Below are 14758 nucleotides of genomic sequence, written 5' to 3'. Positions count from 1 at the left end.
CCGTCGCCCGCGCCGGCCGGACCCGCCACCCTGCCCGCCCCCCACCGGCGCCCATCCGGTCGGCACCGCCGCCCTGTACCTGAAGGACACCTCCCGCCCCGACCCCTGGAACCCCGACGCCGACGCCAGGGAGCTCAAGGTCACCCTGTGGTATCCGACCGGGCAGCGGGACGGGCAGCGGGCGCGGTACATGACGCCGAAGGAGGCTGAGCTCCTCCTGAAGGGGTCGGGGCTGGCGAGCACGCCGTACGAGACGCTGAGCAGGACGCGCACCAACGCCGTCGAGAACGCCGATCCCGCGGGACGCGGACTCCCGCTGGTGGTGTTCTCTCCCGGCTTCACCAAGCCGGTGAGCACGCTCACGTCCCTGGCCGAGGAAGTGGCCAGCCACGGATATGTCGTGGCCGGGATCGACCACCCCTACGAGAGCCATGGCATCACCCTCTCCGACGGGCGCGTCGCCGAATGCATCGCCTGCGACAGCGACGGCGACCCGGGCTTCGGCACGGGAGCGGCCCAGGGCCGGGCGGCCGACGTCTCCTTCGTGCTCGACCGGCTGCCGTCGGAGTGGGGCGGTCCCGGGTTGATCGACTACTCCCGGGTCGCGATGGTGGGCCAGTCGATGGGCGGGGCCGGCGCCATGGCGGCCATGGTCAAGGACCGCCGCGTGCGCGCCGGGATCGACATGGACGGCACCATCTACGCCCGGATCCCCGAGAGCGGCCTCTCCCGGCCGTTCATGTTCATCGGCGCGCCGCAGCACGTCCCCGGCGGACACGACCATTCATGGGACCGCGACTGGAAGCTGCTGACCGGCTGGAAGCGCTGGATCGTGCTGACGGGCGCGGGACACCAGTCCTTCACCGACATCCCGCTGGTGGCGGACGCCATCGGTCTCGACCCCATCCCCGGAATGCTGCCCGCGGCCCGCGGCTCCGAGCTCACGCGCACGTACGTGGCCGCCTTCCTCGACCGGCACCTGAAGTCGGAGCCGCGGCCCTTCCTGGACGAGCCGTCACCGGGCCACCCCGAGGTCGCGTTCTGCACCCCCGGTGGGAAGACCTGCGCCTAGCGGATCGCCCGCACCGACGCGGACGCGCTCCCGGGAAGGGAGCGGGGGCGTCCGGGCGTCAGGCGTCAGGCGGGGACGGAGGCCACGCCCGGCTCCAGGAACCGCGGCCGGGCGATGCCGGCGCGGTCCAGGTACGGGGTGATGCCGCCCAGGTGGAACGGCCAGCCCGCACCCAGGATCATGCAGAGGTCGATGTCCTGCGCCGCCGCGACCACGCCCTCCTCCAGCATGATGCGGATCTCCTGCTCCAGGGCCCGGAGCGTGCGCTCGCGCACCTGCTCGGCCGTGGACGGGGAGGCGCCGCCGGAGAAGATCGCCACCGCCTCGGGGTCGAGGGAGAAGTCCGGGGCGTAGACGCCGGGCTTGCCCGCCGCGACCAGCTTGGCCATGTTCGCCGAGACGCCGAAGCGGTCGGGGAAGGCGGCGTGCAGCGTCTCGGAGACGTGCAGGCCGACGGCCGGGCCGACCAGCTGGAGCAGCGCGAACGGCGTCATCGGCAGGCCGAGGCCGTCGAGCGCGTGGTCGGCGACCTCCAGCGGGGTGCCCTCGTCCACCGCGGTGATGACCTCGCCCATGAAGCGGGTCAGCAGCCGGTTGACGACGAACGCCGGGGCGTCCTTCACCAGCACGCTGGACTTCTTCAGCGACCTGCCGACGCTGAACGCCGTGGCGAGGGTCGCGTCGTCCGTGGCGTGGCCGCGGATGATCTCCAGCAGCGGCATCACCGCGACCGGGTTGAAGAAGTGGAAGCCCACCAGCCGCTCGGGGTGCGCCAGCTTCGAGCCCATCTCGGTCAGCGAGAGCGAGGAGGTGTTGGTCGCCAGCACGCAGGTCTCCGAGACGACGGCCTCGACCTCGGCGAAGACCTGCTGCTTGACCTTCATGTCCTCGAAGACGGCCTCGATGACGAAGTCGGCGTCGGCGAACGCGTCCTTGGTCAGCGAGCCCGTCACCAGGGCCTTGAGCCGGTTGGCCTGGTCGCCGGAGATCCGGCCCTTGCCGAGCAGCTTGTCGACCTCGGCGTGCACGTAGGCGACGCCCTTGTCCAGGCGGGCCTGGTCCAGGTCGGTCAGCACGACCGGGACCTCCAGGCGGCGGGCGAACAGCAGCGCCATCTGCGAGGCCATCAGGCCCGCGCCGACGACGCCGACCTTGGTGACCTTGCGGGCCAGCGCCTTGTCCGGGCCCGGCGGGCCGCTTGGCGCGGCGCTGCACCAAGTCGAAGGCGTACAGCCCGGCGCGCAGCTCGTCGCCCATGAGGAGGTCGGCCAGGGCCGCGTCCTCGGCGTCGAAGCCCTCGTCGCGGGAGGCGGTGCGGGCCAGCTCGACCAGCTCCAGCGCCCGGTACGGGGCGGGGCTGGCGCCGTGCAGCTTCATGTCGAGCAGGAAGCGGGCGTCGGCGACGGTCTTGGACCAGTCGGCGGCGGTGTGGTCGGTCCGCTCGACGGCCACCTCGCCGCGCAGGACCTGGGCGGCCCAGCGCAGCGACTCCTCCAGGAAGTCGGCGCCCTCGAACATCGCGTCGGCGATGCCGAGCTCGAACGCGTCCCGACCCTTGATCATGCGGTTCTGCGCGAGCGGGTTCTCGATGATCAGCTTGAGGGCCTTCTCGGGACCGATCAGGCGGGGCAGCAGCTGGGTGCCGCCCCAGCCGGGGACCAGGCCGAGGAAGCACTCGGGCAGCGCCACCGCGGGCACGGCGGAGGAGACGGTCCGGTAGGTGCAGTGCAGCGCGACCTCCAGGCCGCCGCCCATCGCCGCGCCGTTGACGAACGCGAACGACGGCACGTCCAGCTCGCCGAGGCGGCGGAACACGTCGTGGCCCAGCTTGCCGATGGCCAGCGCCTGCTCGCGCTGCGAGACCAGGGCGGCGCCCTTGAGGTCGGCGCCGACCGCGAAGATGAACGGCTTGCCGATCACGCCCACCGCGACCAGGTCGCTGCGGCCCGCCACGGCGTCGATGGCCTCGTTCAGCGAGGTCAGGCCGCCGGGGCCGAAGGTCGACGGCTTGGTGTGGTCGAAGCCGTTGTCCAGCGTGATGAGGGCCATCGTGCCGGCGCCGTACGGCAGTTCGACGTCGCGGACGGCCGCCTTGGTGACGACCTCGTCGGCGAACAGTTCCTTGATGTCCGTCACTTCGCACCTTCCCAGGCGAGGTTCTCCCAGATGACCGTTCCACCCATGCCCATGCCGACGCACATCGTGGTGACGCCGTACCGGACGTCGGGGCGCTCGCCGAACTCGCGGGCGAGCTGGGTCATGAGGCGCACGCCCGAGGAGGCGAGCGGGTGGCCGAAGGCGATCGCGCCGCCGTAAGGGTTGATCCGGTCGTCGTCGTCGGCGATGCCGAAGTGCTCCAGGAAGGCCAGCACCTGGACGGCGAAGGCCTCGTTGATCTCGAACAGGCCGATGTCGTCGATGGAGAGCCCGGCCAGGCGCAGCGCCCGCTCGGTCGACGGGATCGGGCCGACGCCCATGACCTCGGGGTCGACGCCGGCGAAGGCGTAGGAGACCAGGCGCATCTTGGGGGCCAGGCCCAGCTCGGCGGCGACGTCGGCGGCGGCCACGATGCAGCCGGTGGCGCCGTCGTTGATGCCGGAGGCGTTGCCCGCGGTGACCCGGCCGTGCGGCCGGAACGGGGTCTTGAGCGAGGCCAGGCCCTCCAGCGTGGTGCCGGGGCGGGGCGCCTCGTCGGCCGTGGCCAGGCCCCAGCCCTTCTCGGCCGAGCGCACGGCCACCGGGACCAGGTCGGGCTGGATCCTGCCGTCGGCGTAGGCCTTGGCGACCTTCTCCTGGGAGGCGAGGGCGAAGGCGTCCGCGCGCTCCTTGGAGATGGTCGGGTAGCGGTCGTGCAGGTTCTCCGCGGTCATGCCCATGACCAGGGCGGAGCCGTCCACGATCTGCTCGGCCACGAACCGGGGGTTGGGGTCGACGCCCTCGCCCATCGGGTGGCGGCCCATGTGCTCGACGCCGCCGGCGATGGCCACGTCGTAGGCGCCGAAGGCGATGCCGCCGGCGACCGAGGTCACCGCGGTCATGGCGCCGGCGCACATGCGGTCGATCGCGTAGCCGGGCACGCTCTTGGGCAGCCCGGCCAGCACGGCGGCGGAGCGGCCGATGGTCAGCCCCTGGTCGCCGATCTGGGTGGTGGCCGCGATGGCCACCTCGTCGACACGCTCCGGCGGCAGATTCGGATTACGCCGGATCAGCTCGCGGATGACGCGGATCACCAGGTCGTCGGCGCGCGTTTCGGCGTACAGGCCCTTGGGGCCCGACTTGCCGAAGGGCGTGCGCACTCCGTCGACGAATACGACGTCACGAGACGAAGGCACGGGTTCGCTCCTCGTTGATGGGTGGCTACAGCGACCATGCTACTGGTCGGTAACAACGTTTGGCGCGGGTCGGGCGGACCGGATCCGGGCGCGTCGCGGTGAGCTCTCCCACAGCCCGCCCGGCGCGTGCGCGCGGTGCTCCTGCCCGCGCCCCGCCGCACCGGCGGAGCGCCCCGCAGGGAGGCCTACCCCGGGGAGGTGCGCTGCGGGGATCTTCTCTGGCAAGATTGGCAATCGTTTTCCAGGAGGTCGCCTGTGGTCACGCTCGAAGATGTCGCCAGGCACGCGGGGGTCTCGCTCGCCACGGCCTCACGGGTGCTCAACGGGAGCACCCGCCAGGTGGGTGCGTCGCTGCGGGCCAGGGTGGAGCAGGCCGCCCAGCAGCTGGGCTACCGGACGAACGTGGCGGCGCAGACGCTCGCCCGCGGCGCCAGCAACGTGATCGGGCTCGTGGTCCACGACCTGACCGACCCCTACTTCGCGGCGCTGGCCGACGGGGCGATGCGGGTGGCCGAGGACCAGGGGCTGATGGTCATGGTCGCCACCACGCACCGCGACCCCGAGCGGGAGATCGCCTACGTCGCGACCCTGAACGCGCAGCGCGTGCGCGCCGTGCTGCTGGCCGGGTCCCGGATCGCGGACCCCGGGGTGACGCGGCGGCTGCGCGAGGAGCTCGACCGCTACCGGGCGACCGGCGGCCGGATCGCCTGCGTCGCCAGGACCTGCTCGGCGCCGACACGGTGGCGCCCGGCAACGCCGAGGGCGCCGCCGAGCTCGCCCGCGCCCTCGCCGGTCTGGGGCACCGGCGCTTCGCCGTGCTGGCCGGGCCGCCCTGGCTGATCACCGCCCAGGACCGGGTCTCCGGGTTCACCGGGGCGCTCGCCGAGCTGGGCCTGCCCGCGCCGCAGCTCGTGCACGGCAGCTTCGACCGCGACGGCGGCTACGGGGCGGCGGCCGAGGTCACCGACGCCACCTGCGTGTTCGCGGTCAACGACGTGATGGCGGTGGGGGCGCTGGCGTCGTTCCGGGACCGCGGGATCCGGGTGCCGGAGGACGTCTCGGTCGCCGGGTTCGACGACATCGCCACCCTGCGCGACCTCGTCCCCTCCCTGACGACGGTACGGCTCCCGCTCTCCGACATGGGCGCCCGCGCGCTGGAGCTCGCCCTCGACCCGTCGGAGGAGGCGCGGGAGCCCCGGACCGAGCGGGTCTCCGGCGAGGTCGTGCTGCGCGGGAGCACCAGGGGCCTCACCCCGGAGGGATGAGGCCCCTGGGCCCGCCGGTCAGGAGGACTCGACCAGCTCGCCGAACCCGGCCTTCACCCGGGCCAGGACCTCGTCGGGGTCGGCGGCCCAGACGTCGACGTTGAAGATCTCCACCTCGATGTCGCCGGTGTAGCCCGCCGCGGCCACGGCCGCGGTCAGCGGCGCGAAGTCGATCACGCCGTCGCCCATCACCCCTCGGCCGAGCAGCACGTCCGCCGGGAGCGGGTGCAGGAAGTCGCACACCTGGTAGGAGGCGATCCGGTCCCCGGCACGGGCGATCTGCTCCAGCACCTGCGGGTCCCACCACACGTGGAAGGTGTCGACGACGACGCCGACCTGCTCCACCGGGTGCCGCTCGGCCAGGTCGAGGGCCTGCCCGAGGGTGGACAGCACGGCCCGGTCGGCGCAGTACATCGGGTGGAGCGGCTCCAGGGCCAGCCGCACCCCGCGCTCACCGGCGTACGGCGCCAGTACGGCCAGCGCCTCGGCGACCCGCTCCCGGGCCCCCGCGAGATCGCGGTCGACCGCCCCGAGCGGCTCCGCGGGGACCACCCCGGGCAGCCCGCCGACCACCATGACCAGGCACGGGCGCCCAGCGCGGCCGCCTCGTCGATCGCCCGGCGGTTGTCGTCCAGCGCGGCGGCGTCACCGGAGGTGAGGAAACCGCCCCGGCAGAGCGACGACACGCGCAGCCCCGCGTCGGCCACCAGCTTCACGGTCTCGTCGAGGCCCTGCGCGGCGACGTCCTGCCGCCACAGGCCGATGGCCTCGATGCCGTGCCGCACGCACCCGTCGACGCCTCGGCCACCGACCAGCGCTTGGTCGTCCACTGGTTGAGGGACAGGCGGCTCCCCGCCGGTGTCGCAGCGGGTGCCGCAGCCCCTGTCGAAGCGCCCGTCACAGCCCGTGCACCTCCAGCAGCGAGCGCATGCGGCGCACGGCCAGCTCGGGGTCGCTCAGCAGGCCCGCGGCGTCGGCCAGCCGGAACACCTCGGCCAGGTGCGGCAGCGACCGGGCCGCCTGGGCGCCGTTGACCATGGCGAACGCGTCCTGGTGGCCGTTGAGCCAGGCCAGGAAGACGATGCCGGTCTTGTAGTTGTAGGTCGGCGCCTCGAAGATCTTCCGGGAGAGCGGGACCGTGGGGGCCATGATCTCCTCGTAGCGGGCGAGGTCTCCGGCGTCGAGCGCCGCCAGGGCCGCGGAGGCCGCCGGGGCGATCGCGTCGAAGACGCCCAGCAGCGCGTGGCTGCCGGAGGCGATCAGCGACGGGTAGTTGAAGTCGTCGCCGGTGTAGAGCTTCACGCCCTCCGGCAGCGCCGCCCGCAACCCGATCTCGTGCTCGGCGTCCAGCAGCGAGACCTTGACCCCGTCCACCGCCGCCGCGTGCTCGCGGATCAGCTCCAGGAACGAGGCGGTGGCCTCGGCCACGTCCCGCGAGCCCCAGTAGCCGGCCAGGTTCGGGTCGAACATCTCGCCCAGCCAGTGCAGGATCACCGGCCGGTCGGTCTGCGAGAGCAGCTTGCCGTAGACCGCGTGGTAGTCCTCCGGGCCCCGGGCGATCCGGGCGAGCTGCCGGCTGGCCATCACGATGACCCCGGCCCCGGCGTCGCGGACGGTCTCGATCTGCTCGGTGTAGGCGGCCACCACCTCGTCCAGGGTCCCGGCGTCCGGGGCGTGGTCGGTGCCCGCCCCGCAGGCCACCAGTGCGGCCGGGTCGCCGAACTGCGCCGCCTCGGCCGCGCTGCGCCGGATGAGCTCGCTCGTGGCGGCCCAGTCCAGGCCCATGTTGCGCTGCGCGGTGTCCATGGCGTCGGCGACGCGCAGGCCGTACGACCACAGGTGGCGGCGGAAGCGCAGCGTGGCGTCCCAGTCGACGGCGGCGGGGGAGCCGGGGGTGTTGTCACCGAGCGGGTCGGCGACGACGTGGGCGGCGGCGTAGACGATGCGGCTCTGCGGCGGACCCGCGGGCCGCTCCCAGGCCACCGGCTCGCGCAGGGTGTACTCCCCGCCGGGGAGGACGATCGACGTCACGCCCCGACCTCCAGGCGGCGGCCCTCGGCGGAGGAGCGCAGCCCCAGCTCGGCGAGCTGAACGCCGCGCGCGCCGGAGGCGAAGTCGTACGGGAACGGAGCGTCCTCGACCACGTGGCGGACGAACATCTCCCACTGGATCTTGAAGCCGTTGTCGAACTCGGCGTTGTCGGGCACCTCCTGCCAGTCGTCGCGGAACCGCGCGGTGACGGGCAGGTCCGGGTTCCAGACCGGCTTGGGGGTGGTGGCGCGGTGCTGGATGCGGCAGTTGCGCAGGCCGGCGACGGCGCTGCCGTGCGTGCCGTCCACCTGGAACTCCACCAGCTCGTCGCGGTTGACCCGGACGCTCCAGGAGGAGTTGATCTGCGCGATGACCCCGCCCTCCAGCTCGAAGACGCCGTAGGCGGCGTCGTCGGCGGTGGCGGTGTAGGTCTCGCCCCGCTCGTCCACGCGCTCGGGGATGTGGGTGGCGGTCTGGGCGTAGACCGAGCGGACGCGGCCGAACAGGTTCTCCAGCACGTAGGCCCAGTGCGGGAACATGTCGAGCACGATGCCGCCGCCGTCCTCGGTGCGGTAGTTCCACGACGGGCGCTGGGCGGCCTGCCAGTCGCCCTCGAAGACCCAGTAGCCGAACTCGCCGCGCACCGAGAGGATCCGGCCGAAGAACCCGCCGTCGATCAGGCGCTTGAGCTTGAGCAGGCCCGGCAGGAACAGCTTGTCCTGCACGACGCCGTTCTTGATGCCCTTGGCCTCGGCGGCCTCGGCCAGCGCGACGGCCTCCTCGACGGTCTCGGCGGTCGGCTTCTCGGTGTAGATGTGCTTGCCGGCCTCGATGGCCTTGAGCACGGCCTTGACCCGGGCCTGGGTGACCTGGGCGTCGAAGTAGATCAGGTTCTCGTCGGAGGCCAGGGCCGCGTCGAGGTCGGTGGTCCATTCGGCGATGCCGTGGTCGGCGGCGAGCTGCTCGAGCTTCTCGGCGTTCCGGCCCACCAGCACCGGCTTGAGCAGGACGCGGCTGCCGTCGGACAGTGCCACACCGCCCTGCTCGTTGATCGCCAGGACCGACCTGACCAGATGCTGGCGATAACCCATGCGGCCGGTGACACCGTTCATCACGACACCGATGCTTCGGGGGGACATTCTCTCTGAGCCTCCTATGGAAAGCGCTTTCCTGACCACCGTACGGCAGGTCAGGCCTATGGGGCAAGCGCCTGGCGGTGACGGTCCCCGCACCTCGGGAAAGAAGCGGTGTGAGAGGGGCGATCCGGAGGCCGGGCGGCGCACTTCGGGAGGTCGGGTGCGCCGGAGGTCGGGTGGCGCACTTCGGGAGGTCGGGTGCGCCGGAGGCTCCCTGCGCCTCCGGCGAGATCCGGCCGTCCCGCGGACCGGAAGGGGTCAGGCCTGCTCCTGCGCCTCCAGGCGGATCAGCGCCTCGGCCACCGGGCGGGCGGTCAGCCCGATCTGCCACTCGCGGGCGCCCAGCCCGCGCAGCCGGGCCGCGACGGTCTCCGCGTCGACGACCGCGGGTGGCTCCCAGGTCAGCCGGCGCACGGCCTCCGGCTGGAGGAGGTTCTCCGTCGGCATGCGGTGCTCGTCGGCGAGCGCGGCGACCGCGGCCCTCGCTGCGGCGAGCCGCCGGGCGGCGACCGGGTCGCGGTCCATCCAGCGGTTGGCGGGCGGCGGACCGTCCCCCGGGGCGCTGGGCTGGGGTAGCTCGGACTCCGGCAGGCCCGTGCCCTGGTGATCGCGGCCAGCCAGTCGCGCAGGTGCTTGCGAGCGCTGCGGCCGGTGAAGGGGGGGATGTCGGTCAGGGCCTTGGTGGTGCGGGGCAGCTCCAGGGCGGCGGCGACGATCGCCGAGTCGGGCAGGACCCGGCCCGGTGCCAGGTCGGCCTCGCGGGCGAGGGAGTCGCGGAGCGTCCACAGCTCCCGGACCACGGCCAGCCCGCGCAACGCGCGCACCTTGTGGATCCCGGAGGTGCGCCGCCACGGGTCGGTGCGGGGCCCCGGTGACCGGTAGGCCAGCACCGCGGCGAACTCCTCCTCGGCCCAGGCGAGCTTCCCGCTCGCCTTCAGCTCCTCGTGCAGGACGTCCCGGAGCTCGATGAGGACCTCGACGTCGAGCGCGGCGTAGCGCAGCCAGTCCTCCGGCAGCGGGCGGGTGGACCAGTCGGCGGCCGAGTGGCCCTTCTCCAGCCGGAGGCCGAGGACGTTCTCCACCATCATGCCGAGGCCCACCCGCTCGTAGCCGAGCAGCCGCCCGGCGAGCTCGGTGTCGAACAGCGCGCGCGGGCGGAAACCGAGCTCCGCCAGGCAGGGCAGGTCCTGGGAGGCGGCGTGCAGCACCACCTCGGCGTCGGCCAGCGCCGCGTCCAGCTCGGACAGGTCGGGGCAGCGGATCGGGTCGATCAGCGCGCTGCCCGCGCCCGTCCGGCGCAGCTGCACCAGGTAGGCGCGGCCGCTGTAGCGGTAACCCGAGGCCCGCTCGGCGTCCACGGCGACCGGCCCGGCGCCCTCGGCGAAGGCGCGCACGACACGCGCGAGGCCGGCCGGATCCTCGATGACGGGTGGGATGCCTTCTCGAGGTTCCAGCAGTGGAACGATCGTCGTCTCGTCGGTCACGTTCTGAAGGACTCCGGATCTTCGCGACGGCGCGGCGGCAGGGGCGCCACGTCGGGTGGCAGGGGGGGGATGCCCGCCGCCAGGCACATCAGGTCGCACCAGGCGGCGACATGGCCGGAGAGGTCCTCCTCCAGGGGGGACCAGGAGGCGCGCAGCTCGAGCTCCGTGGTCACCGGGTCCTCGGACTTGTTGCCGAAGCCCTCGGAGACGGCCCGGGTGACGGTGCCTCCGGCGGCGGCGTAGCCGGCGGCGTGCGCGTCGAGCGACTCGGTGAGCCAGCTCCACGCGACGGGACCGAGCAGCGGGTCCTCGGTGATCTCCGGCTCCATGTCCGCCCGGACGTAGGCGACCAGCCGGAACTGGCCGTCCCAGCCCCGCTGGCCGTCCGGGTCGAAGAGCACGATGAGGCGCCCGACCGCGAGCTCGTCGTCGTCGCGGTAGACCGAGGCCCCGATGGCGGCCGAGTAGGGGGCCAGCCGCTGGGGAGCGGGGATGTCCTCCAGCTCGATCTCCGGCCTGACCTCGGGCAGACGCAGGCTCGCCACCGCGCGCCGGAAGGCGGCGGGAGCGGGCGGCGCATCACCGACGGTCATATCGGAAGCGTAGGTCGAAACTGAGCGCATGGGGACCATCGGGGTGTTCGTAGGAGCCATCGGAGCCGATCAAACCGAAGCCATCGGACGGCGGGGAGCGCGCACGGCGCCGGCGGGAACCCCCGGCGCCGCGGAGAGGCCGGAGAGCGGGCCGAGGAGCAGCGCGTGCCCGCACTCGGCGCACGCCCACTCGGGACACTCGCCCGCCTCGTGGCCGTCCGCGCAGGGAGGCTGCTCGAAAACCCGCTCGGCGGCGCAGGAAGCGCAGTGCTCACCGCGGCGTTCGGGTGAATTCCACATCGTGGTCATCGCACACGGCCTTTCGTCGGGTCGTGGTCCGACGTTGGCACGTCGCGCCGACAATTCCGCGCAACGTGCTCGGCGTGTCCCCAAAGTGGTGCCGGAATCGATGCCGCGCGGTGATTGACGAACATTTGGACCGGCCGGGGGCCGACCCTGGTTCGCCGATGGGAGGAACTGTACCCGCAAACATGATCGCTCCGTGCCCTCTCGCGAGATCGCGGGCCTCCGGCCGCTGATTCCCCGTCGGCCCCCGCCGGATTCCGGCGGTCGGAACACCCGGACCGGGAGGACCGCCCCGGCGCGGCCGCGGGCGACCGTCCAGGGCTTTCCGGCTGTGATGTCACTCGTTGACCGGTATTTCGGACGTGCCACGCCACCTGGGGACTTGATGCGCGGACCGGCCCGGGGGCATGGCACCCTGGGAGGGTGAATCCCGAGCTCGCCGACTCCCCGTTCCTGCGCGCCTGCCGCCGCCAGCCCGTCCCCCGCACACCGGTGTGGTTCATGCGCCAGGCGGGCCGCTCGCTGCCCGAGTACCGGGCCGTGCGCGGCGGGGTGCCCATGCTCGAGGCCTGCGCCACCTCGGACCTGATCGTGGAGATCACGATGCAGCCGGTCCGCCGCTACGGGGTGGACGCGGCCATCTTCTTCAGCGACATCGTGGTCCCGCTCAAGGCGATCGGGATCGACCTCGACATCAAGCCCGGCGTCGGCCCGGTGATCGCCGATCCGATCAGGGACGCCGCCGCCGTCCGGACCCTGCGCCCGATCGAGCCCGGCGACGTCCCCTACGTCACCGAGGCCGTCCGGGCGCTCACCGGGGAGCTCGGGCCGACGCCGCTCATCGGTTTCGCGGGCGCGCCGTTCACCCTCGCCTCCTACCTCATCGAGGGCGGCCCCTCCAAGAACCACGACCACACCAAGGCGATGATGTACGGCGAGCCGCACCTGTGGCACGCCCTCATGGACCGGCTGACCGAGATCACCCTCGGCTTCCTGCGCATCCAGGCCGCCGCAGGGGCTTCGGCCCTCCAGCTCTTCGACTCCTGGGTCGGCGCGGTCGCCCCCGACGACTACCGCGAGTTCGTCCTCCCGTACACCGGCCGCATCTTCGCCGGCCTGGCCGACCTGGGCGTCCCGCGCATCCACTTCGGCGTCGGCACCGGTGAGCTGCTCGGCCTGCTCGGCGAGGCCGGAGCCGACGTGGTCGGCGTCGACTGGCGCGTCCCGCTCGACGAGGCGGCCCGCCGCGTCGGCCCCGGCAAGGCGCTCCAGGGAAACCTGGACCCGGCGACGCTGCTCGCCCCCTGGGAGGTCGTCGAGCGCAGGGCGGGCGACATCCTCGCCCGCGGGGCCAAGGCGGAGGGCCACGTCTTCAACCTCGGTCACGGCGTGCTGCCGGGCACCGATCCCGACCAGCTGGCCCGCCTCACCGATTTCGTGCACCGGGCGTCGGCCCGCTGACGTCCCCCGGCTGACCGGGACGGACCGGCGCGTCTGACGGTGCCGGGCCGGACGGTGCCGGGCCGGACGGTGCCTGGGGCATGCCAGGGGAGGCCGGGCCGGTAGGCGGCGGGCCGGAGGGCGTCCGGGGCAGGTCCGGAGAGGCCGGGCCGGAGGGCGCCGGCGGTTCCGGGCGCTTCCTGCGGCCGCGGCGCAGCCCGAGGGCGATCGCCAGCCAGACCGGGACGATCACGAGCAGCCAGGGGAGCAGCGCGCCGAGGACCGTCAGCCCGACCTTGACGGCGGTGACGAAGGCGTTCCAGCCCGCCTCCAGACCGCTGAGGAAACCGCCGGGCCCCTCCTCCGGGGGCTCGGGCGCCTCGGCCACCGGGCCGATCAGGTTCAGGGTCAGCGTCGCCATGCCGGTGAGCGAGGCGAGCTTCTTCTGCCGGGCCTGGAGCGACTCCAGCTCCGCCTCCCGGTTGGAGATCTCCCGCTCGACCTCGAGTACCTGGCCGATCGTGTCGGCCCGCTTCAGCAGCGTGCGCAGCGAGTCCAGCGCGGACCGCGCGGACTTCAGGCGGCTCTCGACGTCGGCGACCTCCTCGGTGACGTCCTCGGTGTTCTGCTGGATCGACTCCCGCTTCCCCAGCTCCTTGCCGAACCGGTCGACGACGCCGGGGTAGTTCGCGGGCGGGATCTTGAAGACCAGCGTGGAGGAGGCCTCGCCGCCGCCGAAGGCGTCCGACTTCTCCTGGGAGAGGTAGCCGCCGGCCGCGGTGACGACGCGCTTGGCCGTCTCGGCCGAAGCGGCCACGTCCTCGGCGCGGACGGTCATCTGCGCGGTGTAGACGATGGCCCGCTCGGTCGGGACCGCCTTCACCTGCTCCGTCTGCCGCCGCTCGCCCCCGGACTCGCCGGAGGAGGGGGCCTCGGCGCTCTCCGCGCGGTCGAACCCCGCCTCGCCGGAGCCGTCGCTCTCGCTGGAGCCGCCGCTCTGGGCGGAGGCCGCCGCCGGAGCCCCGGCGTCACCGGTGTCGTAGCTCTCCGAGCCGCCGCAGGCCGATGCGAAAACTGCCAGGCCCACGAGAGGAACCACCAGGCGCGGGCCGTACCGGAATCTGGTCATGCACTTGGAGACGGGATCGCCGGGGCGCGGGTTCGGCGGGACGAGTCACGATGCCGTCACGTTCTCCGCGGGGGCGGGCGACGGACCGCGGGCGGGGCCGTACGGCGGGCGGGGCAGGAGGCTGACGGCCGCCAGGGGGCGGTACGGTCAGGAGTCATGGAAGGGAACCGGAGCCATGTGGTGGTCGTCGGCGGCGGGATCGCCGGCCTGGCCGCGGCGTGGCATCTGCGGCAGGGCGGTGGGAACGTCCGGGTGACCGTTCTCGACGGCGCCGGACGGATCGGCGGCAAGCTCCACGCGAGCGAGGTGGCAGGGGTCGCGGTCGACGCCGGGGCCGAGGCGATGCTCGTGCGGCGGCCCGAGGGCAGGGACCTGGCCAGGTCGGTCGGGCTGGCCGAGGAGCTGCGGCACCCCGGGGACGCCCAGGCGGCCCTGCTGGTCGGCGGCGCACTGCGGCCGATGCCGAAGGGGCAGGTCATGGGCGTCCCGTCCGACCTGACGGCCCTGGCCCGGTCGGGCGTGCTGAGCCCCGCGGGCCTGGCCAGGGTGCCGCTGGACCAGATCATGCCCGCCACACTCGTCACCACCGACGTCTCGGTGGCCGCTTACATCCGCGCGCGGATGGGCGGGGAGGTGGTGGACCGGCTGATCGAGCCGATCCTCGGCGGGGTCTACGCCGGCCGGGCGGAGGCGCTCTCCCTGGACGCGACGATGCCCAGGATCGCCGCGATCGCCCGTTCCGAGCGCTCCCTGCTCGCCGCCGCCCGGAAGATCACCGCCGAGACGCCCAAGGACGCCGGTCCCGTCTTCGCCACCCTGCGCCGCGGCATGGGCAGCCTGCCCGAGGCGGTCGCGGCCGCCTCCGGCGCGGAGATCAGGACCGGGGTGATGGTCCGGGAGCTGCGCCGCGCGGGGAGCGGCTGGCGGCTGGTGGCCGGGCCGGTGCCCGACCCCGAGGTCATCGAGGCCG

Annotated in this window: 8 protein-coding genes and 4 pseudogenes; 4 read left to right on the top strand and 8 right to left on the bottom strand. The window is 73.5% G+C overall.

The genetic code is table 11. From position 1 onward, the window contains the following. Positions 1-1072: alpha/beta hydrolase family protein (locus ACWJ6R_RS15375; protein ID WP_449062871.1), on the top strand; the 1072-nt coding region annotated here is incomplete at its 5' end. 65 nt (positions 1073-1137) lie between these two features. Here the strand turns inward: ACWJ6R_RS15375 and ACWJ6R_RS15370 are convergent. After that, positions 1138-3208, bottom strand: a pseudogene (locus ACWJ6R_RS15370) (3-hydroxyacyl-CoA dehydrogenase NAD-binding domain-containing protein). Further along, entirely contained in the window at positions 3205-4404 is a 1200-nt protein-coding gene (locus ACWJ6R_RS15365; RefSeq protein ID WP_449062870.1) for a thiolase family protein, read from the bottom strand. Before ACWJ6R_RS15365 ends, ACWJ6R_RS15370 begins: the two are co-directional and overlap by 4 nt. Before the next feature lie 255 nt (positions 4405-4659). Here ACWJ6R_RS15365 and ACWJ6R_RS15360 point away from each other — a divergent pair. Continuing rightward, a pseudogene (locus ACWJ6R_RS15360) lies at positions 4660-5669 on the top strand (LacI family DNA-binding transcriptional regulator). An 18-nt stretch (positions 5670-5687) separates the two neighbouring features. Here the strand turns inward: ACWJ6R_RS15360 and ACWJ6R_RS15355 are convergent. The 5 genes and pseudogenes from ACWJ6R_RS15355 to ACWJ6R_RS15335 all read right to left on the bottom strand — a co-directional run bounded on the left by ACWJ6R_RS15355 (position 5688) and on the right by ACWJ6R_RS15335 (position 10913). Next, a pseudogene (locus tag ACWJ6R_RS15355) lies at positions 5688-6570 on the bottom strand (sugar phosphate isomerase/epimerase family protein). After that, complete coding sequence (locus ACWJ6R_RS15350; protein WP_449062869.1) at positions 6567-7700, bottom strand: dihydrodipicolinate synthase family protein; 1134 nt, start codon at positions 7698-7700, stop codon at positions 6567-6569. Before ACWJ6R_RS15350 ends, ACWJ6R_RS15355 begins: the two are co-directional and overlap by 4 nt. After that, a complete protein-coding gene (locus tag ACWJ6R_RS15345; protein ID WP_449062868.1) occupies positions 7697-8839 on the bottom strand; it encodes a Gfo/Idh/MocA family protein in 1143 nt (380 codons plus the stop codon). The genes ACWJ6R_RS15350 and ACWJ6R_RS15345 overlap by 4 nt, the downstream gene beginning before the upstream one ends. 255 nt (positions 8840-9094) lie before the next feature. After that, positions 9095-10320: pseudogene (locus tag ACWJ6R_RS15340) on the bottom strand (HRDC domain-containing protein). After that, positions 10317-10913, bottom strand: a complete 597-nt coding sequence (locus tag ACWJ6R_RS15335) for a DUF3000 domain-containing protein (RefSeq protein WP_449062867.1) — start codon at positions 10911-10913, stop codon at positions 10317-10319. The pseudogene ACWJ6R_RS15340 and the gene ACWJ6R_RS15335 overlap by 4 nt, the downstream one beginning before the upstream one ends. A 729-nt stretch (positions 10914-11642) precedes the next feature. Between ACWJ6R_RS15335 and hemE the strand changes: the two genes are divergently transcribed. Further along, the gene (hemE, locus tag ACWJ6R_RS15330; RefSeq protein ID WP_449062866.1) at positions 11643-12680 is read left to right on the top strand and encodes a uroporphyrinogen decarboxylase; all 1038 of its coding nucleotides are present in this window, start codon (positions 11643-11645) and stop codon (positions 12678-12680) included. Here the strand turns inward: hemE and ACWJ6R_RS15325 are convergent. Beyond that, positions 12646-13788: a DUF4349 domain-containing protein gene (locus tag ACWJ6R_RS15325; RefSeq protein WP_449062865.1), complete on the bottom strand. Its 1143-nt coding sequence runs from the start codon at positions 13786-13788 to the stop codon at positions 12646-12648. The two genes, hemE and ACWJ6R_RS15325, sit on opposite strands and share 35 nt — an antisense overlap. A gap of 156 nt (positions 13789-13944) precedes the next feature. Here ACWJ6R_RS15325 and hemG point away from each other — a divergent pair. Then, positions 13945-14758, top strand: an 814-nt coding sequence (gene hemG, locus ACWJ6R_RS15320; RefSeq protein ID WP_449062864.1) for a protoporphyrinogen oxidase, incomplete at its 3' end; no start/stop codon positions are given.

The organism is Planomonospora algeriensis (assembly GCF_977012225.1).
The sequence above is the reverse complement of the archived record's forward strand: the minus strand, read 5'-3'. Positions and strand labels throughout refer to the sequence as shown.